The organism is Pontibacter burrus (assembly GCF_010686685.1).
GTDB classification, from domain to species: domain Bacteria; phylum Bacteroidota; class Bacteroidia; order Cytophagales; family Hymenobacteraceae; genus Pontibacter; species Pontibacter burrus.
Window position 1 is genome coordinate 90471 of sequence record NZ_JAAGWD010000009.1, and the last position, 19281, is coordinate 109751.

Below are 19281 nucleotides of genomic sequence, written 5' to 3' on the forward strand. Positions count from 1 at the left end.
GCCTCAACAGCAACTATAGCCAGAATACCATAAGCCAAAGTATAATATTACCTTTTTATGAGACAGCTCTCTACCCTCTTTATTTTATTGTTTCTGCCCTTGTTTGCGTGGGCGCAGCAGACCGTAGTGGTTCCCCAGAATGTGTATTTCGCGGATATACACCTTACCATTTCGGATGGTGCCCAGCAAGTGATCCAGAAAAAAGTGGATGCCCTGCATAAAAACCCGACCTATTTCCAGGCGAAGGTTGAATTGGCAGATGCTTATTTCCCACTGATCGATCAGATATTTAAAGAAGAGGGCGTGCCTGCTGACCTTAAATTCCTGTCGCTTCAGGAAAGCGGCCTGATAGGCGATGCTGTTTCTACATCTAATGCGGTTGGTTACTGGCAGTTTAAACGCGAAGCCGCGTCAGATTTTAACCTGCGTGTAGATAATGTGGTAGATGAGCGCAAGCATATTCTGGAAGCCAGCCGTGGCGCTGCCAGGTACTTTAAGCGCAGCAACAACTACTATAACAACTGGTTCAACTCCATTTTATCTTACTACCTGGGTTATAGTGGTGCAAAAGCAGCTACTAAAACATCCGACATCGGTGTCAAGAAAATGACCGTAACTGAGAAAACGCACGAGTACCTGCTTACTTTCCTGGCCCATAAAATTGCTTACGAAAACCATGTTGGCAGAAATGCCAAGCCAGCTATTGCGCTTCAGCCGCTGCGTGCCACACCTGGCCAAAGCCTTGCCGAGATAGCACTGGATAACAAAACAGATTTTGCAGAACTAGAAAAATACAACAAATGGCTATTGGGTAGCACCATTCCATCAGACAAGGATTACTATGTAATGCTGCCTTTGCGTGGTGCAGAGCGTGTAATTCTGGCATCAAACGAAAATACAACAAACCTACCGGTTGCCAGCAGCAAGCAAAAGGCCAGCAGCGCAGCAGCGGCCATGGTTACTCGTAACGGCCTGAATGCATTAGTAGCACGCCAGGGCGACAATAAAGATAAACTGGCATTACAAGCCGGAATCTCAACCCGCAAATTCTTAAAGTATAACGACCTGCGCAGTTTCGACAAGATTGAGGCCGGCGTAGCATACTATACCGAGAGAAAAGGTACCAGCGCCACTGCTGCTGAGTTCCACGTGGTGCAGCCCGGCGAAACCATGCAGATGATCTCTCAGCACTATGGTATACAGTTAAAGCACCTGGTGTTTAAAAACCGTATGAAGCGCAATGAAGTACCAGTGCCTGGTCGTGTGTTATGGCTGAAAAACCGCAGACCGCTGAATAAACCGGTAGAGGTACGCGAACTGAACAAACAGGTAGCTGCCAAGCAGGAAATGGCTGCCAGCGAAGTGAAGCCGGTAGCAAAAACGACAACAACTGCCAGACAAACGGACAACGGCAAAAAAGAGAACGTGATTACACGCTTCTTCAACAGCTTCAAGAAAAACAAAAAGCAGACAGAGCCAGCTACAGTACAGGAAACTATAAAAGAAGAAACTATAGTTACAGAAGAAGATGAAAAAGTAACTATAGAAGAGATTGCGCCACCAGTAGAAGAAAAGCCAGTGCAGCCTGTTACGCGAGAAGCCATGTACCCTGGCAGCAGAACACCTGCTGCCACAAAGCCAGCAGCGACTACGCCGAAACAGGATCCAGCTAAAACTACACCAGCTACCACTACAACACCAACACAAGAACCTGCTAAAGCTATGCCGGCTAAACAAGAGCCGGTAAAAGCAGAACCAGCGAAACCAGTAACAACTACTACGCATGCAAAAACAGCTGAACCAGTAAAGGCTACAGAACCTGTTAAAGAAGTAGTACCTGTAACCAAAACGGCTAAACACGTTGTCAAGCAGGGCGAGACATTATACGGCATCTCTAAGATGTACAACGTAACAGTTGCTGACCTTACCAGCTGGAATAAGCTTGGCGAAGGTCCATTGAAACTAGGCCAGGAACTGATAATTGCTGAGCCCCTTACACCAAGTCAACCAACTGAGCCTGCTGAGGAAGAGGTAGAAGAAGTACAGGAAATGAAACCAGTTGGCGGTAAGCACACGGTTGCTGCCGGCGAAACGCTTTACCAGATATCTAAGAAGTATAATGTAACGCTGGATGAGTTGAAGCAGTGGAATAACCTGGCGGAAGGTGTACTTTCTATTGGCCAGGAACTATGGGTAGTTACGCCACCAGCCGGTGCGCCAGTTAAATCAGAAGTTGCTCCGGCCACAGAATCTGCTCCGGTACAAACTATAACCGAAGACACTTACCACACGGTTGTAGCCGGCGAAAGCATGTATAAGATCTCGCGCCAGTATGGTGTAACAATAAAAGACATCATGGAGTGGAACAAGAAAGATGACTTTAACGTGAAGCCAGGCGAAAAACTCCTGATCAAGAAAAAGAACTAAGATTTTTAGATTTAAATAATCTCAGAATTTCATGAGAGGTGGAAGAGCCAGCTATAACTGCTGGCTCTTTTAATTTATGCCTGCAACTATAAACTAGCCCTAGGTGCGACTATTGAAATGTGCTTGGGGCTACTAACCCACCCCTACCCCCTCCGAGGAGGGGAATACCCTAATATACCTCTCTAAGGAGCAGAGCTATTTCATTTTATCTTCTTCTGGCGCGGATCTGTGATCCGTGACTTACAAATAAAGTCGGATTTGTAGTCCTACTGGGCCGGAGGCCCAACTATAGTTCGACACGAGCGAGGACGCTCGCGCCATAGTCTCACTTAAATCAGAAGAAACAAATCCCCTCCTCGGAGGGGGTAGGGGTGGGTTAATCGTTATTTGAATCAGCTTACAACTATAAGCTATCTTTTCTGAGGTGGGGCAGTTAAGTTAGAAGCTGCCTGCAAACCAGTCGCTATTTCCGGGAGAATGCCTAAGCGTTGATAGATAGGGTGCACCATTTTACGCAGGCGGGGCAGACTTAGAGCTAGCGGCACTACGCAAATCGCACATAGAAAGCCACACGCTGCCAGGGTATAAGTTACCCCAATACTTTCAGCCACCGAGCTCGCCAGCATACTCCCGATAGGCGCCATCCCCATAAAAGCCGTGGAATACATGCTCATTACCCGGCCGCGCTTGTCGTCGTCCACCAGCGTCTGCAGCAGCGTATTGCACGATGCCATGGTCACGATCATTCCGAAACCGGTAAAGAGCATCAGCAGCAGCGATAAGATCAGTATTTTAGAAAACGAGAAAGCGATCAGGGCTAAGCCAAAGATGGACATCGTGAAAATGATAACCTTGCCCAAGCCAAGAACAGATTTACGTTGTGCCAGGAAAAGCGCCCCGCTAAGCGCCCCTACCCCCGATGCCCCCATCAGGAAACCAAGTGTATTAGCACCACCATGCAGAATATCGCGGGCAAACACGGGCAGAAAAACACTAAAAGGCATCCCGAACAAACTGATAAGCCCAACCACTAAAATAAGCGTGCGGATAGGTGGAAAACTGAAAGCATAGGCAAAGCCTTCTTTCAAGGACTGAAACACTTTGCTTTCGGTCTTTACCGGTACAAATGGCTTCAGGCGCATCAGCAACAACGACGAGATAACAGCAATGTAGCTCAATGCGTTTATCAGGATACACATACCCTCTCCCACAGCCGCAATCAAAACACCGGCTATAGATGGCCCCACCAACCGCGCCATGTTAAACATCGAAGAGTTCAGGGCAATGGCATTGCTCAGGTCCTCACGCTGGTCTACCATCTCTACCACAAAAGACTGGCGCGTAGCCATATCAAAAGCGTTTATAGTTCCGAGCAGCGCGCTCAACGACAGAATATGCCAGACTTCTATCGTTTCGGTGAGCACTAAAAAAGCCAACGTAGATGCCTGTACCATAGAAAGCCCTTGCGTTATAAGCAGAATCTTCTGCCTGTTAAACCGGTCGGCAAATACACCGGCAAATGGCCCGAGTAAAAACGATGGAATCTGGCTCGAGAACGTAACAGCTCCCAGCAGGAAAACAGAGTCGGTAAGGCGGTACACCAGCCAGCTCAGCGCGATCTGTTGCATCCAGGTACCGATCAGCGAGATGCCCTGTCCTGTAAAAAACAGCCTGTAGTTGCGGTAACGCAAGGCCCTGAACATCCCGCCAATCTTCTCCGGTTTTGCTGTAGATTCCATTCTTCTCTTTATACCTGATTCTTCTATGACTTACTCCTTACGCACAACAGCGCAACTATAGTTATAAGATTTAAAACGGTGGTATGTTTAGCTGATGGCTATTCTATGGTTCGGAAATAAGGCAAACTATAGCTTCGGGCAACTATAGCTGCGTGACAGAAACTATAAGCAATCATCAAAACTATAGTATAAAACCCGAGACTATTTTGAGCTCTTTTTTGTTGTAGCCAAAGGGGCTTTATAGTTTGGGTAAGCGCCCGTTTTTCTGTAATTTTAACATCCCATGAATGAACTGAAACTATAGTTTGCGTTATGCGGGTTTCATTCATAATTCATCATTCGTAATTCATAATTCTCTCCGAATGCCTGTTTTTTCGCATTTACATACCCACACCCAGTATTCGCTGCTTGATGGCCAGGCCAGCATTGGCGCGCTCATGAAAAAGGCGCAGGCCGATGGTATGCCAGCCGTAGCCATGACCGACCACGGTAACATGTTCGGTGCTTTTAACTTTGTGGCCGAAGCCAACAAGTACAATGTAAAGCCTATAGTTGGCTGTGAGTTTTACCTGACCCTGGACCGTCACCAAAAATCGTTTAGCAAAGAGCAGAAAGATGTGCGCCACCACCAGTTGCTGCTAGCCAAAGACCAAGAAGGCTACAAAAACCTGTCGAAGCTGTGCTCGCTTTCTTACATAGAAGGGGTATACAGTAAATGGCCGCGCATTGACAAGGAGCTGTTGGTGAAATACCACAAAGGCCTTATTGCCACCAGCTGCTGTATTGGTGCTGAAGTGCCCCAGGCGATACTATGGAAGACCGAAGAAGAAGCAGAAGAGATATTTAAGTGGTGGCTCGACCTGTTTGGCGAAGACTACTACATTGAGATACAGCGCCACGGCTTGCAGAACATCGACGGCACCGGCAAAAGCCAGGAAGACATAAACCAGGTGCTCCTGAAGTGGGCCAAAAAGTACAACGTAAAAGTTATCTGCACCAACGACTCGCACTACGTGGAGCAGGACGACTGGAATGCACACGACATTCTGCTGTGCGTAAATACCGGCGAAGACCAGGGTACCCCGGTTGGTGATTTCCAGACGCGTTACTATAGATTTTTGTCGGATGACCAGAAGGTGATCTATGATACGGTGGATAACGTGCGCAATAAGTATGGCAACCAGGCTGGTATCCGCCAGATGCTGCAGCGCATTGAAGAAGCCGGCCCAAGAACCCGTTTCGGTTTCCCGAACGACCAGTTCTATTTTAAGTCGCAAGCCGAAATGAACGAGCTGTTTAAGGATGTGCCGGAAGCTGTAGATAATACCAACGAGATTGTAGACAAGATAACGCCGCCAGTTCTGAAGCGCGACATCCTGCTACCTAACTTCCCGCTGCCGCCACAGTTTGCCAATGCCGACGAATACCTGCGCCACCTGACCTATGAAGGGGCCGCCAAACGTTATTCCGAGATCACGCCGGAAGTTGAAGAACGATTAGACTACGAGCTGCGCATTATCCAGACAATGGGTTTTGCCGGTTATTTCCTTATCGTTCAGGACTTTATAAACCGTGGCCGCGATATGGGTGTGTTTGTGGGGCCGGGCCGTGGTTCTGCGGCTGGTTCTGCGGTAGCATATTGCGTGGGTATCACCAACATCGACCCGATCAAGTATAGTTTGCTGTTCGAGCGATTCCTGAATCCGGAGCGTGTATCCATGCCCGATATTGATATTGACTTCGACGACGTGAACCGCCAGCGCGTGATCGATTATGTGGTAGATAAATACGGTAAAAACCAGGTAGCCCAGATCATCACCTTTGGTACGATGGCTGCCAAGTCATCTATAAAAGATGTAGCGCGTTCTACCAGCTTACCACTTGCCGAAGCCAACGAACTGGCCAAAATGGTACCGGATGCACCGGGTACCACGCTGGCAAAAGCCTTTATCGAGAACCTGGAACTGGCCGCCATCCGTGAAGGTAATGATGCCCGCGCTGCCGTACTGAAACTGGCTGAAAAGCTGGAAGGCTCGGTGCGTAACACCGGTATCCACGCGGCTGGTGTCATCATCGCCCCAGACGACTTGACAGACTATATCCCGGTTTCGACATCCAAAGACTCCGACCTGCTGATCACCCAGTTTGATGGCAAGGTAGTAGAGAGCGCTGGTATGTTGAAAATGGACTTTCTGGGTCTGAAGACGCTGACTATCATCAAAGATGCCATGGAGCTCATCAAGAAAAACCATGGTGTGGAGATCGACATTGATAATATTCCGCTGGATGACGAGAAAACCTATGCCCTTTACCAGCGAGGCGATACGATAGGCACGTTCCAGTTTGAGTCGGAAGGCATGCGCATGTACTTAAAAGACCTGCAGCCGACCAACATAGAAGACTTGATCGCCATGAACGCCCTTTACCGTCCGGGCCCGATGCAGTTCATCCCGAACTTCATTAACCGGAAGCATGGCCGCGAAGAAGTAGAATACCCGCACGAGCTGCTGGAGCCGATCCTGAACTACTCTTACGGTATCATGGTGTACCAGGAGCAGATCATGCAGACGGCCCAGATCCTGGCCGGTTACTCGCTGGGTGGTGCTGACCTGCTGCGCCGCGCCATGGGTAAGAAGGACATGAAAAAGATGGCCGAGGAGCGCGAGAAGTTCATTAAAGGAGCCGGTGAGTTGCATAAGATTCCTGCTAAAAAGGCTTCGGAAGTGTTCGACGTAATGGAGAAGTTCGCCCAGTACGGCTTTAACCGCTCCCACTCAGCTGCTTACTCTGTTGTTGCTTACCAAACTGGCTACCTAAAGGCCCACTACCCTGCCGAATACATGGCGGCGGTGCTTACCAACAACATGAACGACATCAAAAAGGTGACGTTCTTTATTGAAGAAGCCCGCAAGCAAGGTGTTCCGGTTCTTGGCCCGGACGTGAACGAATCGTTGCTGAAATTTAACGTGAACGAGCAGGGCCACATTCGCTTTGGTTTAGGTGCCATAAAAGGAACCGGCGAAGCTGCCGTAGAGGCCATTATTACCGAGCGCGAGCAGAACGGCCATTACCAGGACATCTTCGATTTCTCGAAGCGCGTGAACCTGCGTGCGGTAAACAAAAAGACTTTTGAAAGTATGGCCATGGCCGGCGCTTTCGATTCGTTTGGCTTGTACCACAGAGCACAGCTTTTAGAAGTACCAGAAGGCGAGAACATCAGCTTACTGGAAAAAGCCGTACGTTACGGTAACAACTACCAGGCCGAGCAACAGGCAGCACAGCAGTCGTTGTTCGGGGGAAGTGCCGCAGTAGCATCGCCGTTACCCAAAATACCGGAAGTAACTCCCTGGTCTCAGGCTGAAATGCTGCGTCGTGAGAAAGATGTGGTAGGTTTCTACATCTCAGGCCACCCGCTCGACCAGTTTAAGCTGGAGATTGACTCTTACTGCACTTGCGGCTTAGATAAGATTGAAGAGTACAAGACCCGCGATATTAACGTAGCTGGTATGGTGACGGAAGTAGTGATCCGCACAGGCCGTAACGGTAATCCGTTTGCCCTGTTTACCATAGAAGATTACGACACCAGCATGCAGATGGCGCTGTTTGGGGAAGATTATGTAAAGTTCTCCCCTTACCTGAAAGGTGGCCTGTACCTATTTATCCGGGGTAAAGTGCAGTTGCGCTATAAAACTGAAGACCAGTGGGAGCTTAAGCCGATCAACATTCAGTTGCTGGGCGATGTGATGGATAAAATGGCGCAAGGCGTACAGGTAAACATCAACCTGCAGCTCTTTACACCCAATATTGCCGATGCCTTAGAAGAAGCTATAGTTGCCAGCCCGGGCCAGAAACGCCTGGAACTGACATTAATGGTACCGGAAGAACGCCTGGCGCTGCCAACTTACTCGCGCAAGTATCGAATCGACCCGAAAGTGTTCCTGGAGTCGATAAAAGAACTGGGATTGGGTGAGTGCAAGTTGATATAGTAATTTGAAAATCTGGAGATGAGGAGATTTGAAAATGAATCTGCTTATGCTATCAAACTATAGAAGGTGCGTTGCTTTGAGTGGCGCACTTTTTTTGTTTATAGTTGTTTAAACACTGAGGTTGCTCATCCGGACATCTGTGTCCGGATGAACTCTGCCGGGGACATCCGTGTCCCCGTTATACACGAATAACGCGGACGTGGAAGTCCGCAGCAGATGGGTTTCGGACACAGATGTCCGAAACAGCATTATCTTGCTAATTACTCCAATAACTCCACCTCAATCAATCCGCCCAAGCCTGCATAATTTGAAGCAGAACTATACAGGTAATGTTCCGGCTCAGCTACAATTTCCGCGCGCACAGGGTTCTGATGAATATAGTTTAGCTTTTGATCGATGAATTCATTAGAGTATAATTCTTTTGCTTCGTTGCCATCCTGCCATAGTTTATAGTGCCGCACTTTAGGGTTTAACTTCGCGCTAAACTCAAAGCGGTGTAACATCCAGTGCCTGCGGCTTTCGGGCTCTTTTTGTATAGCGTCCACAAGTTGCCTGCTGGTAAAACCTTTAAAGTCCCGAAGTATATCTGATAGTGCTTTTCCTTCGTCTGCAACCGCTATCAGGTGCAGGTGGTTGCTCATCAGGCACCAGGCATATAGTTTCAGCCCTTTCTTCTGCTGGCAGAATTTAAGTGCATCAACTATAATGTGTCTGTATATAGGGCGCGTAAAAACATCAACCCAATCTACAACTGTCATTGTCAGGAAATACATGCCATCACCAGCTATTCTGTTTCGTATACCCATGCCGCCTTATACATCAGGCAGCAGGCTACGGTTTTCAAACTTTAGTTGCTGCCACATAGGCATCGCAAATCTCTCCTAAAAACAAATCACCCACATCACTTGTTATAGTTTACAATTTATACTTTCGGGCAATTCGACCGTACTACTATAGATAAACCAGCCACCTTGTCAGGTAGCTATAGTTTGGGCTTATATTTGCCGAAGCTATATTTGTTACTATATTTATAACACAGAATTTAACCAACATAAACGCTAAAGTTATGGCTAACAAAGCAATAGAAATCACAGACGCGAACTTTAATGAAATAATCAATTCAGATAAGCCGGTGCTGGTAGACTTTTGGGCAGAGTGGTGCGGACCATGCCGCATGGTAGGCCCGATCGTAGAAGAACTGGCAGGCGATTACGAAGGCAAAGCCGTTATCGGTAAAGTAGACGTGGATGCAAACCCACAGACATCTGCTAAATTCGGTATCCGCAGCATTCCTACGCTACTGGTTTTCAAAAACGGTGAAGTAGTAGATAAGCAAGTGGGCGCTGTGCCTAAAAATGTACTGGCTCAGAAGCTGGATGCGCAAATGGCGTAAGCTTCGAACTATACAAACTAAAAACCCCCTTTTGCAACTATAGCAAAAGGGGGTTTTGTTTTTACATCTACTTTTTATAGATAATACTGATGTTACCGTTGCGCTCCAGGTAAGCTGTTTCTATAGTTGATATGTCAGTGCTGCCTTTTATGCGCACAGCCTCTTGCAAGTCGTTTTCAGTTACGCTGTATTTTTGCAGGGCATCGTGCAGGAGCTTTCCGTTTTTTATGAGTTCCACGGGCCTGCCCTTAAGAAAATCACCAAACCTGCCGGATGTATGATACGCTATAGTTGCCAGCCCGCGATGCAGTATTACCAATACCAGTGCCGCTGCCAGCGTAGGCCAGAATGGCGAGTTACCGGTTATAGCCCTGCTGAGGATAGAACCAAAAACTATACCCAGTATAATATCGAAAGCTGTGTTTTTACCGAATACACGCGGATTGCCCACCCTGACGATAAGCAAGGCAGCCATAAACACACCTATGGCCCGTAACGACATCTGCCACCAGGTCAGGGTATCTTCTCCTATCCCAAATAAATAATTAAAATCAAATTCCATGTGCTTCTGCCAACGCAGCGCACACCTATAAAGTTATTTAACTGGGGCACTCACATAGCTTTTTATCTATAAGGCAGAGCGTGTTATAGTTCTGCTCCGCGTCCTGTAGCAGGCGCTGTAATTTTTTAGTATAGTCGAGCACCTTTTGTAGCTGCACAATCTCGGTTGCCTGCTTGGTATGGGCATCTAAGGCTTTTACAGTGGCATCAAAAGCTTCACTTTTCTCGCTGATGCGGGCATAATATGTATTCATGCCGGAATCAGAACTAGCTACAACTATAGCCTGCAGGTTATTGTTAAAACACAACTGCCAGCGCAGGTAAGTAAACACCTGTTGCTCTGCCTGCTGGCGCAGCCTGGTCATTTCGTGTACTGCTTCGCGCAGTCGGTAACTTTCGTAGCGCTTGTTAAAGGCTGTAACCGCATCGCGTACTTTGTCGCGGCAGCTCATACAGTTGCTGGCATTGGCCTTGTCCTGCAGGGCATTGCGCATCAGCAGGCTCTCATCTGAGGCTGGTGTATCTTCCAGTTTCTTCACTTCTTTCTCAAACACCGCACTATACTGCATGTCTTCCAGCTTGTTACGCAATCTAACTATAGCCTCGCCCTCTACCGATGCCGACAACAGGTCTGGGCGTGGCAATTCTACAGCATATAGTTTAGCTAGTGCCGCTTCGCGCTTTTCTGGCGTGTTGTAGGCCGAGAGGTTGTTTTCCAGCTCGCGTAGCGTATTTACCAGCATTTTGCCGTTTTTCAGGTTGTGGTCGGCATCCAGGTACAGATCAGCGTTGGCAAGTATGGCTACGTATTCCGGTTTAAAAATATTGTTGTATGTACTGTTGCTCACCATTTCCTTCTCACGGGCATCCAGCGTGGTTCTCAGGCGTTTGTATTCCTGAATAATGGCAAACAGGTTCTTGGCGTTTATTTCAGGGCTATTGTTGCGGTAGTTCAGCCTGTATATGTTCAGGTGCTGCTTCATTTCAGCAAACACACGCAAATACTCTACAAACAGCTTTTCCTGACGGTAAGTCTCATCGTTTACCAGTTTCTGTTCATAGGCAGTCTGTATTTTCTGCTTGCGTCTTTCTATCAGGTCAAGGGTAACTTCATCGCCGGTCAGCACATCCATTTTGTACAGCGATTTATAGTTTACAACCACCATGTAAGGATAATCCTTGTAGTTGGTCATCTCCTCCAACATGCGACGCTCCAGCTTATTCGGGTTTTTAGAGAGATAATCGGCCAGGCGAACGGATTTTATAGTTACCGTTTTTACATCGTTTGGCACAAACACATACACTTTTACAGAGTGCAGGCGCGTATCAAAATTCTGACCTTCGTATAGCCTTATAGTTGAGCTGAAGCGGTATTCGCGCTTGCGGGTGCGGGTGCTGAGCAGGTTGCCAAACTCCCCTACCAGCGACAGCACAGCATTTGTAGGCGTTGTGAGCTTAGAGAGATTTACCAGCTGGTTTGCCACCAGATTAAACACCTGGTCGCCTTCGTCGTTGGTTACAGCTTTGGCATTTATAGTTGCGTCTACGTTATTCTGTGCCGACGAGAGCGGCATTTTGTCGATGATACGCACTACTTCCAGGTTATCGCTTACCTGTGTTTTATAGCTCTTGTTATCCTGATTTACATAGAAGTTATAAAGCGGATACACAATCTCGTCGTTTCCGAAGAGCTTCATGTTCTTGAGCTGCGCTGTAATAAACAGGTACTCCAGCTGGTTACTGTAACGCTTCTTAGGCTTTTTTACGCCACGCTCCAGCTCGTTGAGTACGCGGTTAAACTTATTACCATTAAACAGATAGATGTCTGTACTCAGGTATTGCCATTCGTCAGAGAACACAAAATCATCGGTGTAACTATAGCCGAGTCGGGTCTCAATGTTCTTTTGTGCTAAAATTTGCTGGCTAACCAGCAGAAAAAATAAGAATAGTATAATCTTTCTCATGTATCAGTACTTGTCGGACTGCAAGGTTCTGCGTATACTCCTTTGTAAACTTACGGCACATAACATTGCCAGCAAAACGCTGCAGCCTGTGGTATAGTGCTTTAAAGTTGCTAATAAATTTTTAAGCTTCACAGTTCCAAACTGAGAAACAAACTATAAAATAGTATGAAACCGATAGCACAAATTGCATTTGTTATAATTTGCCTTGCAGCAATACAACCTGCGTTTGCACAGCACGGCAATGGCACCACAACAGTTGTAGCTACAACTACCAAAACGCTCTCCGAAACTGACAAAATTACGCAACTGATAGAGGAAATTCGCAGCATGCAAGGCGCTACATTTATCAGAAATGGCAGCGAACACTCCTGCCAGGAAGCTGCCGACCACCTGCAGGCGAAATGGGAGAAGCACGGTAAAAGGATAAAATCTGCAGAAGAATTTATAAAACACCTGGCCACCAAATCGTCGGCCAGCGGAGAAACATATAAGATTAGGTTTGCCGATGGCAGGGAGGCACCAACAGCCGAGCTGCTGCACGAAAGGCTTAAAAGCCTTGAGTAATTGATAAACTATAGTTGCAGGCCAGGTGCTGGTCAGCAACCATAAACGGAATGTGTTTGGGCTGCGTACCTAAGCCTGATAACTTAAACACCCATGCTACAACTTTTAGAAGAATCGAAAGGTGACCTGGTGGCACTCCGGATCTCGGGCCATGTGGATATAAACGATTATGAGGTAATGTTGCCGGTGCTCGAGGAAAAGATTAGGCAGTATGGAAAGATCAGTGTTTATGCGGAACTGCAGGAGCTGGAAGACATCAGTTTTAAGGCCTTGTGGCAGGACCTGAAATTTGATTTTAAACATGCCGCCGATTTTAAAAAAGCAGCTTTAGTGGGTGAGCAGAAATGGCTGGACTGGCTTACCATTGCAGCTTCGCCTTTTACAACGGCTAAAGTAAAGCATTTTACACTGGAGCAGCGGCAGCAAGCCATAGATTGGGTACAATCCCCGGAAGCCTGAATTCCGCATCAACTATAGAAGCAGAAAGCGGCTGATACTACCTATAAGTATCAGCCGCTTTCTGGTTAAAGTAAACTATAGTTATCAGTCTTTATAGATGGCAACTTCGGATTTACCCTTTTTAATATAACCACGGTACATACCAGCCGAGTTAAATGGCATGGCAATATTTCCGTTCTTATCTATGGCTATTACACCACCTTCGCCACCGAGCTTTACTAGTTTCTTCATCACTACTTCATGAGCTGCTTTCTTTAAACTATAGCCTTTGTATTCCATAAGGGCAGCTATGTCGTGGGCAACCACCGAACGGATAAAATACTCGCCGTGGCCTGTGGCAGATACAGCACAGGTATTGTTATCGGCGTAAGTACCAGCTCCTATAATAGGCACGTCGCCTACACGGCCATAGCGTTTGTTGGTCATGCCGCCAGTTGATGTGGCTGCTGCAACGTTTCCGTAAGCATCCAGGGCAACTGCGCCAACGGTACCAAACTTCTCTCCTTCCACAAAAATGTTTTCGTTGCTACTGGTGCCGGTGCTGTCGTGGTCTAGCCTGGTCTTTTCGCCTTCTTTTTCTCTTAACTTCTGTAGTTGCTGAAAACGGGTCTCGGTATGGAAGTAGGATGGGTTTACGATCTCAAGCCCTTTTTCTTTGGCAAACTTCTCTGCCCCTGGTCCTATCAGCATCACGTGTTCTGATTTTTCCATTACAGCCCGTGCCGCACTAATCGGGTTACGAACTATAGTTAAGCTTGCTACTGCACCTGCTTTGCCTGTTTTGCCATCCATAATGGCAGCGTCAAGTTCGTTTTTGCCTTCGTTGGTAAACACTGCGCCTTTTCCTGCATTAAAAAGCGGCGAATCTTCCATTACACGAACAGCCGCTTCTACGGCATCGAGGCTGGTGCCACCTTTCTCCAGAATGGCATAGCCTGTCTGAAGTGCCTGGTTCAGCGCTTCTTTATAGGCCTTTTCTTTTTCTGGGGTCATGTTGGCCTTGGTTATAGTGCCTGCACCGCCATGTATTACCAGCGTAATTTTAGAATAGTCGGGCTTGGTTTGTGCCACGCTTACAACTGCCATCAGCAGGAACAGGCACAGAAAGTAGAGTTGCTTTTTCATGATTGCGATGTGAAAGGAACAGGTGCTAATTTATTCTTTTTTTATGTAAACCAGTAATCTGGTCGCAGAACCTTACAACTATAACCGGATTGTGTGCTTACGTTCAGCACTGAGCCATGTAAAAAACATCATACTTTTATAATTCATTAACAGCCAGTTAGCTAAAAATATTCAATTTCTACAATATTATATAAAGCTTTCCGTTTATGGAGCACGAAACATAGTAAATTGCTAATTTAGCCTAGCTTTAGATTGGTTTTTTTTACATCTTTGTGCTTATAATTGCATTACATACAATTACACATTTAAAACTAACAACAAATTAAAAACATGAAATTAACCTTTGTAAAAGCGTCATTTTCTGTTCTGCTTTGCACTACCCTGCTGGCGTCATGTGTATCTTCTAAGAAATACGAAGACCTGAAAGCTAGCAAAGAAGCCCTTGAGGCTGAGCAGGCTGCATCTAAGCAAAAAGTAGATGAACTTACTGCTTCTCTTAAGGAGCGTGAGCAATCTCTGGCTGATTTAGAGCGCAGAATGAATGAGCAGCAGAAAGCGCTGAACAACCTTAAGAATGATGTTAACGCAGCACTGCAGGGCTTTAACCAAGGTGACCTAAGCGTGGAAGTAAGAAACGGTAAAGTATACGTTTCTATGTCTGACAAGCTTTTATTTAACACTGGTAGCACTAAAGTAAACCCAGGCGGCCAGAAGGCGCTTGACCAGCTGGTTAACGTACTGAAGCAAAACAACGAAGTTGGTGTTATGGTTGAAGGCCACACTGATGACGTAGAAGTTCTGCCAGGTACTAAGAAAATTGCTGACAACTGGGATCTGAGCGTACTGCGTGCAACTGAGATTACTCGTATGCTGACTCAGAAAGGCTTATCTCCAGACAGAGTAACTCCTGCAGGCCGTGCTTACTACCAGCCAGCTGACACAGGACGTACTGCTGCAGCTAAAGCTAAAAACCGTCGTACTGAGATCGTTCTGATCCCAGACCTGACTGAAGTATATAAAGTATTGGGCGTAGATGCTCAGGCTAAAATGTAGTAATCAGCTGCTAAAAGCTAGATTTAGTTAAACTACAAAGATAAAAAGGCTGCCAGCTTTATAGTTGGCAGCCTTTTTTATGTGGTACAATTACAAAGGTTTGGCAGTTACGAAGCGTTTTATGCATCTGCTATAATTGTCGGATGGAAAACTTTGGCTTCCTTTCTCTTAGCATTATCTCTCTCGATCAAAGCGATCAACCTTTCTGCTGTTTAGCTAAAGTTATGGCATTAAAGAGGTCGTCTGCTTTCTGTGAGCCGATGAGAAGAGGTTTCTGGTTATAAAAATATAGTTTAACGCCTTCATTACCATATACATTATAGGCATTTCCCTTCATGCTGCCCCTGATGCCCCAGCCACCATATTCCCTAATCGGGTTGTAGGTTACTTTTTCATAGTTACGCAGTTCGTGCAGCACTATAGTAACAGGCTTTATAAGGAAAGGCCAGAAACGTGCACGCAGTTCACCGGGTACCACTTCCGTAACCAGCGACATTCTGTAAAAGAACAGCGGCAGCCCCACTCCTACTAATCCTGTCATTATAGTCAGCATCACATCTGGCACTGGTCTGTTGCCAAACTGCCCACCCAATATAACCTGGTATACAAAGCCCGCCCAGAATATACCCGATACGCCAAATATAACCACCCACAGCCATATCTGTTTGAACCGTTGCCTTTCCCGGAATATAATTTCCATTGTTTAGAAGTTAGCTAAATTAGTGCGTTATAGAAAGGTAAGCATTCCCGGCTGATAGTTCCAGTGGTTACTAATGTTTATCCGGTTTAATAATTTGATTCTGTTAGAGTACAGGATAGTTCTATAGTTCTTCTTCCTTGTCATGTCGAGCGTAGTCGAGACATCTTTTATGTCTCACAGTTACCTGTTGCTGGCACGAGCGTCCTCGCTCGTGACTTGCGATGGTGTTGCGTCTCCTGACTCAACTGGCCTGAAAGGATAACTATACTAATAGCTTTGGCTATAGTTCTATAAGTAGCTATAGTTTTATAGTTGACTATAGTTGCTGGATTGCCACAAGCAGTATCTTTCATAGCTACTGTCGATCCTGGGAGCTTTACTGGCCTACAGTATTATAGATGCTTTGGTGCGCTCACGGCCGCGAGGCCCCGTCTTCGGGCATCGCGCTGCTGCCTTCTTGCTACCCTCGCTGCGCTCGTGTTGCCTGCGGCACCGCAACAAGTCAAAGGCGCTCAACCCAAAGACTGAAATCCCTCGATAGCTATAGCTATAGTTTAATGGTTAGCTATAGTTTATCGCTTTTCCGTGGTAGTAGTTTCTTGTGTCAGGCTGCGCCTGCCTGTTCGTGGACTGTAACTATAGAACTATAACTGTTGAAAGGTAAAAGCAGAATTCCCCTCTTGGGAGGGGCTGGGGTGGGTTAATTGGTAACTATAGAACTATAACCCGAACTATAGCAAAGGGTGTAAAACTCCTCGCCCTTGACAAGGAGGGGTTAGGGGTGGTTGGATTAACCGAAATTATAAAACTATACTACCAACTATAGCAAAACCCTAATCCCAAAAATTAGAAAACGCTTTTAATTACTGATTAAACAAAAAGCCGTCAACTATACTAGTTGACGGCTCCTTAAACTATAAACAAGTCTTTTGCCCTTCGTCAAAAAACGCCTTTCAAATCTTATCCAATCGCCTGCTCTAAATCAGCAATCAAGTCTTCGGCATCTTCAACACCTACACTTAGTCTGATCAGCGAGTCGCTCAGGCCAGCTTTCATACGCTCTTCGCGTGGGATGCTGGCGTGCGTCATGGTAGCAGGGTGACCGCAAAGCGATTCAACACCGCCTAAAGATTCTGCTAAGGCAAAGAATTTAAATCGCTCCAGCACTCTTGTTGCATCTTCAACTTTATCACCTTTCAGCACAAACGAAATCATCCCACCAAAGTCGTTCATCTGTTCTTTGGCTACGCTGTGGTTGTTGTGGTCTTCAAAACCTGGCCAGAAAACCTTCTCAACTTTCGGGTGATTACGCAGATACTCCGCAATTTTGCGGCCGTTCTGGCAATGCCGCTCCATGCGCAAGTGCAGCGTTTTTAAGCCACGCAGCAGCAGGAAGCAATCCTGTGGGCCCGGTGTTCCCCCGCAAGCATTCTGTATAAACGCCAGTCTTTCGTGCAGCTCATCGTCTTTAACTATAAGCGCGCCCATTACCACATCCGAGTGACCACCCATGTATTTGGTCAGTGAGTGCATTACGATGTCAGCGCCTAAATCTAATGGCGTTTGCAGATAAGGCGTGGCAAAAGTGTTATCGGCAACCAGAATCAGGTTATGCTTCTTTGCAATTGCAGCGCAGCCTTTAATATCAATAATGTTCAGTAGCGGGTTAGTCGGCGTTTCTACCCAGATCATTTTGGTGTTCTCGTTTACCAGCGCTTCTACCTTGCTCAGGTCGGCCATGTTGGTAAAATGAAACTTGATGCCATAGTTCTGGAAAATCTTGGTAAAAATGCGGTAACTCCCACCATACAGGTCGTTTGTAGAGATTACTTCATCGCCTGGCGATAGTAACTTTATTACGGCATCAATTGCGGCCATACCTGACGCGAAGCACAAACCATGTTTGCCATTCTCAAGGGCGGCCAGGGCATTCTGCAATTGAGTACGGGTTGGGTTGTGCGTACGCGAGTACTCATAGCCTTTGTGGTCGCCTGGTGAGCGCTGCACGTAAGTTGATGTCTGGTAAATTGGCGTCATGATGGCGCCTGTGGTTGGGTCTGGTTCTACACCAGCATGTATGGCTTTTGTTCCGAATTTCATGTGCTATAGTTTAATTATAAACGATACTCCGCAAGTTAATAAAAACTGAGTAGGATAGGTAAAACAGCGCCCGGCTATAGTTGTTTAGCAAAAGTAAACTTTGTAGTACGGCAAAATCTTTTCTCCTTTGTCTTTCGTCTGTGATTAACATTACTAAACCCGTAAGCTAATGAAGCTGATACCGCTGCTCCGAAACCTTGTACGTGAAAATGCCTCTACGTTTGTGTCGATGGTGTTGTTGGTGATAGTGCCTGTGACGGTAAGCTCTACTTTAGCTGTTTACTTGTACCAGTACCAGGACCTGCTGAGTAACCTGACATTTTGGGAACTGCTTTTATACTTTGCAGCAATTTCTTTTACGATGGCGCTGGCCCTTACTCCTACAACTTTTGTGGCACTGGTAAGTGGGTTCTTTTTAGGTTGGGTTGCTTTTCCGGGAGTGGTGGTAGCATATGGCATTGCAGCGCTGGTAGGCTATAGTTTGGCCCGCCTTATCGATCATGGCAAAATGATGAGCTTTCTGAACCGTTTCGAGAATGCCCGAAACCTGATGCAGGAACTACGCAACCAAAGCTGGAGCCTTATTTTTCTGACGCGTATTTCGCCCGTGCTACCTTTCGCCTTAATGAATTTTGTATTGTCGCTGCTGCAGGTGAACCGTACCCGTTTTTTTGTAGCTAGTATAGTTGGTATGCTTCCGCGTACACTTTTCTTTTACTGGATAGGTACACAAGCCCGCGATATTATTTCTTTGTTACAGAACCCTGACAGCGGCATCATCGGACAATTGCTCATGATCGGCCTGATAATCATTTCGATAGGTGGTTTGTACATTGTATTTGATCGTGCTTTGAAGAAAGCTTTGAAGAAAGCCAGCGCTAAAAATTAAAAAAATGTGTGTTTGGGGCTTGCATCCTAATAAAAAACGCCGTTACTTTGCATCACCAAAACGGAAAAATGGTCACGTAGCTCAACTGGATAGAGCATCTGACTACGAATCAGAAGGTTAGGGGTTCGACTCCCTTCGCGACCACTTGAAAATCAGCCACTTACGAGTAAAATCGTTGAGTGGCTTTTTTTATGTACACACATTTTGCACACAGATTTCTAATCTGACTCCTCTCTTTTGAGTTTATTTCTCCCAGCCTTCCGTTGTTTCATCAGATAAAAAAATTAAGCTATTCCGCAATAGCTTATTTACTTAGCCACT

The 19281-nt window shown here is 46.4% G+C and carries 16 protein-coding genes and 1 tRNA gene; 8 read left to right on the plus strand and 9 right to left on the minus strand.

Annotation, left to right across the window (positions count from 1 at the left end; translation table 11 throughout):
• The first annotated feature begins 57 nt into the window (after positions 1-57).
• Positions 58-2427, plus strand: a complete 2370-nt coding sequence (locus tag GXP69_RS17090) for a LysM peptidoglycan-binding domain-containing protein (protein WP_163916562.1) — start codon at positions 58-60, stop codon at positions 2425-2427.
• A gap of 410 nt (positions 2428-2837) precedes the next feature.
• On the opposite strand, the gene GXP69_RS17095 is transcribed toward GXP69_RS17090, so the two are convergent.
• Together GXP69_RS17095 and GXP69_RS17100 are read right to left on the minus strand one after the other, a co-directional pair.
• Complete coding sequence (locus GXP69_RS17095) at positions 2838-4166, minus strand: MFS transporter (protein ID WP_163916564.1); 1329 nt, start codon at positions 4164-4166, stop codon at positions 2838-2840.
• Between the two features lie 98 nt (positions 4167-4264).
• Positions 4265-4495 carry a hypothetical protein gene (locus GXP69_RS17100; RefSeq protein WP_163916566.1) on the minus strand — a complete coding sequence of 77 codons (231 nt, stop codon included), beginning with the start codon at positions 4493-4495 and terminating at the stop codon, positions 4265-4267.
• Positions 4496-4528: 33 nt separating this feature from the next.
• Between GXP69_RS17100 and dnaE the strand changes: the two genes are divergently transcribed.
• Positions 4529-8152 carry a DNA polymerase III subunit alpha gene (dnaE, locus tag GXP69_RS17105; RefSeq protein ID WP_163916568.1) on the plus strand — a complete coding sequence of 1208 codons (3624 nt, stop codon included), beginning with the start codon at positions 4529-4531 and terminating at the stop codon, positions 8150-8152.
• Positions 8153-8412: 260 nt separating this feature from the next.
• On the opposite strand, the gene GXP69_RS17110 is transcribed toward dnaE, so the two are convergent.
• On the minus strand, positions 8413-8958 hold the full coding sequence (locus tag GXP69_RS17110) for an REP-associated tyrosine transposase (protein WP_163916569.1): 546 nt from the start codon (positions 8956-8958) through the stop codon (positions 8413-8415).
• Positions 8959-9203: 245 nt separating this feature from the next.
• On the opposite strand from GXP69_RS17110, the gene trxA reads away from it, so the two are divergent.
• Positions 9204-9545: a thioredoxin gene (gene trxA / locus GXP69_RS17115; protein ID WP_394367367.1), complete on the plus strand. Its 342-nt coding sequence runs from the start codon at positions 9204-9206 to the stop codon at positions 9543-9545.
• Between the two features lie 67 nt (positions 9546-9612).
• Here trxA and GXP69_RS17120 read toward each other — a convergent pair whose 3' ends face one another.
• Together GXP69_RS17120 and GXP69_RS17125 are read right to left on the minus strand one after the other, a co-directional pair.
• Positions 9613-10107, minus strand: a complete 495-nt coding sequence (locus GXP69_RS17120; RefSeq protein ID WP_163916571.1) for a DUF421 domain-containing protein — start codon at positions 10105-10107, stop codon at positions 9613-9615.
• 37 nt (positions 10108-10144) lie between these two features.
• Complete coding sequence (locus GXP69_RS17125; protein ID WP_163916573.1) at positions 10145-12070, minus strand: hypothetical protein; 1926 nt, start codon at positions 12068-12070, stop codon at positions 10145-10147.
• Between the two features lie 165 nt (positions 12071-12235).
• Between GXP69_RS17125 and GXP69_RS17130 the strand changes: the two genes are divergently transcribed.
• On the plus strand, positions 12236-12634 hold the full coding sequence (locus tag GXP69_RS17130) for a DUF5329 family protein (protein ID WP_163916575.1): 399 nt from the start codon (positions 12236-12238) through the stop codon (positions 12632-12634).
• A gap of 93 nt (positions 12635-12727) precedes the next feature.
• A complete protein-coding gene (locus GXP69_RS17135; protein WP_163916577.1) occupies positions 12728-13093 on the plus strand; it encodes a SpoIIAA family protein in 366 nt (121 codons plus the stop codon).
• 84 nt (positions 13094-13177) lie between these two features.
• On the opposite strand, the gene GXP69_RS17140 is transcribed toward GXP69_RS17135, so the two are convergent.
• Entirely contained in the window at positions 13178-14218 is a 1041-nt protein-coding gene (locus tag GXP69_RS17140; RefSeq protein ID WP_163916579.1) for an isoaspartyl peptidase/L-asparaginase family protein, read from the minus strand.
• A gap of 330 nt (positions 14219-14548) precedes the next feature.
• Here GXP69_RS17140 and GXP69_RS17145 point away from each other — a divergent pair, with 330 nt between their 5' ends.
• Positions 14549-15271 (plus strand): OmpA/MotB family protein, encoded by a 723-nt coding sequence (locus GXP69_RS17145; RefSeq protein ID WP_163916580.1) that lies wholly within the window; start codon positions 14549-14551, stop codon positions 15269-15271.
• A 196-nt stretch (positions 15272-15467) separates the two neighbouring features.
• On the opposite strand, the gene GXP69_RS17150 is transcribed toward GXP69_RS17145, so the two are convergent.
• From GXP69_RS17150 to GXP69_RS17160, 3 genes are all read right to left on the minus strand, one after another.
• Positions 15468-15971, minus strand: coding sequence for a DUF6141 family protein (locus GXP69_RS17150; protein ID WP_163916582.1), 504 nt, complete (start codon positions 15969-15971; stop codon positions 15468-15470).
• Between the two features lie 167 nt (positions 15972-16138).
• Positions 16139-16324, minus strand: a complete 186-nt coding sequence (locus tag GXP69_RS17155) for a hypothetical protein (protein ID WP_163916583.1) — start codon at positions 16322-16324, stop codon at positions 16139-16141.
• A 607-nt stretch (positions 16325-16931) separates the two neighbouring features.
• Entirely contained in the window at positions 16932-18071 is a 1140-nt protein-coding gene (locus GXP69_RS17160; protein WP_163916585.1) for a cystathionine gamma-synthase, read from the minus strand.
• 169 nt (positions 18072-18240) lie between these two features.
• On the opposite strand from GXP69_RS17160, the gene GXP69_RS17165 reads away from it, so the two are divergent.
• Both GXP69_RS17165 and GXP69_RS17170 read left to right on the plus strand, forming a co-directional pair.
• The gene (locus GXP69_RS17165) at positions 18241-18960 is read left to right on the plus strand and encodes a TVP38/TMEM64 family protein (protein ID WP_163916587.1); all 720 of its coding nucleotides are present in this window, start codon (positions 18241-18243) and stop codon (positions 18958-18960) included.
• A 70-nt stretch (positions 18961-19030) separates the two neighbouring features.
• Positions 19031-19104 (plus strand) — tRNA-Arg (locus tag GXP69_RS17170).
• Positions 19105-19281 lie beyond the last annotated feature (177 nt).

Bases quoted from the DNA above. Each gene is read 5' to 3' on its own strand.
- GXP69_RS17120 (WP_163916571.1), bottom strand. From the start codon at position 10,107: ATGGAATTTGATTTTAATTATTTATTTGGGATAGGAGAAGATACCCTG.
- GXP69_RS17110 (WP_163916569.1), bottom strand. From the start codon at position 8,958: ATGGGTATACGAAACAGAATAGCTGGTGATGGCATGTATTTCCTGACA.
- GXP69_RS17160 (WP_163916585.1), bottom strand. From the start codon at position 18,071: ATGAAATTCGGAACAAAAGCCATACATGCTGGTGTAGAACCAGACCCA.
- dnaE (WP_163916568.1), top strand. From the start codon at position 4,529: ATGCCTGTTTTTTCGCATTTACATACCCACACCCAGTATTCGCTGCTT.
- GXP69_RS17140 (WP_163916579.1), bottom strand. From the start codon at position 14,218: ATGAAAAAGCAACTCTACTTTCTGTGCCTGTTCCTGCTGATGGCAGTT.
- GXP69_RS17155 (WP_163916583.1), bottom strand. From the start codon at position 16,324: ATGAAAGATACTGCTTGTGGCAATCCAGCAACTATAGTCAACTATAAA.
- GXP69_RS17135 (WP_163916577.1), top strand. From the start codon at position 12,728: ATGCTACAACTTTTAGAAGAATCGAAAGGTGACCTGGTGGCACTCCGG.
- GXP69_RS17150 (WP_163916582.1), bottom strand. From the start codon at position 15,971: ATGGAAATTATATTCCGGGAAAGGCAACGGTTCAAACAGATATGGCTG.
- GXP69_RS17165 (WP_163916587.1), top strand. From the start codon at position 18,241: ATGAAGCTGATACCGCTGCTCCGAAACCTTGTACGTGAAAATGCCTCT.
- GXP69_RS17095 (WP_163916564.1), bottom strand. From the start codon at position 4,166: ATGGAATCTACAGCAAAACCGGAGAAGATTGGCGGGATGTTCAGGGCC.
- GXP69_RS17100 (WP_163916566.1), bottom strand. From the start codon at position 4,495: ATGAATGAAACCCGCATAACGCAAACTATAGTTTCAGTTCATTCATGG.
- GXP69_RS17090 (WP_163916562.1), top strand. From the start codon at position 58: ATGAGACAGCTCTCTACCCTCTTTATTTTATTGTTTCTGCCCTTGTTT.
- GXP69_RS17145 (WP_163916580.1), top strand. From the start codon at position 14,549: ATGAAATTAACCTTTGTAAAAGCGTCATTTTCTGTTCTGCTTTGCACT.
- GXP69_RS17125 (WP_163916573.1), bottom strand. From the start codon at position 12,070: ATGAGAAAGATTATACTATTCTTATTTTTTCTGCTGGTTAGCCAGCAA.
- GXP69_RS17130 (WP_163916575.1), top strand. From the start codon at position 12,236: ATGAAACCGATAGCACAAATTGCATTTGTTATAATTTGCCTTGCAGCA.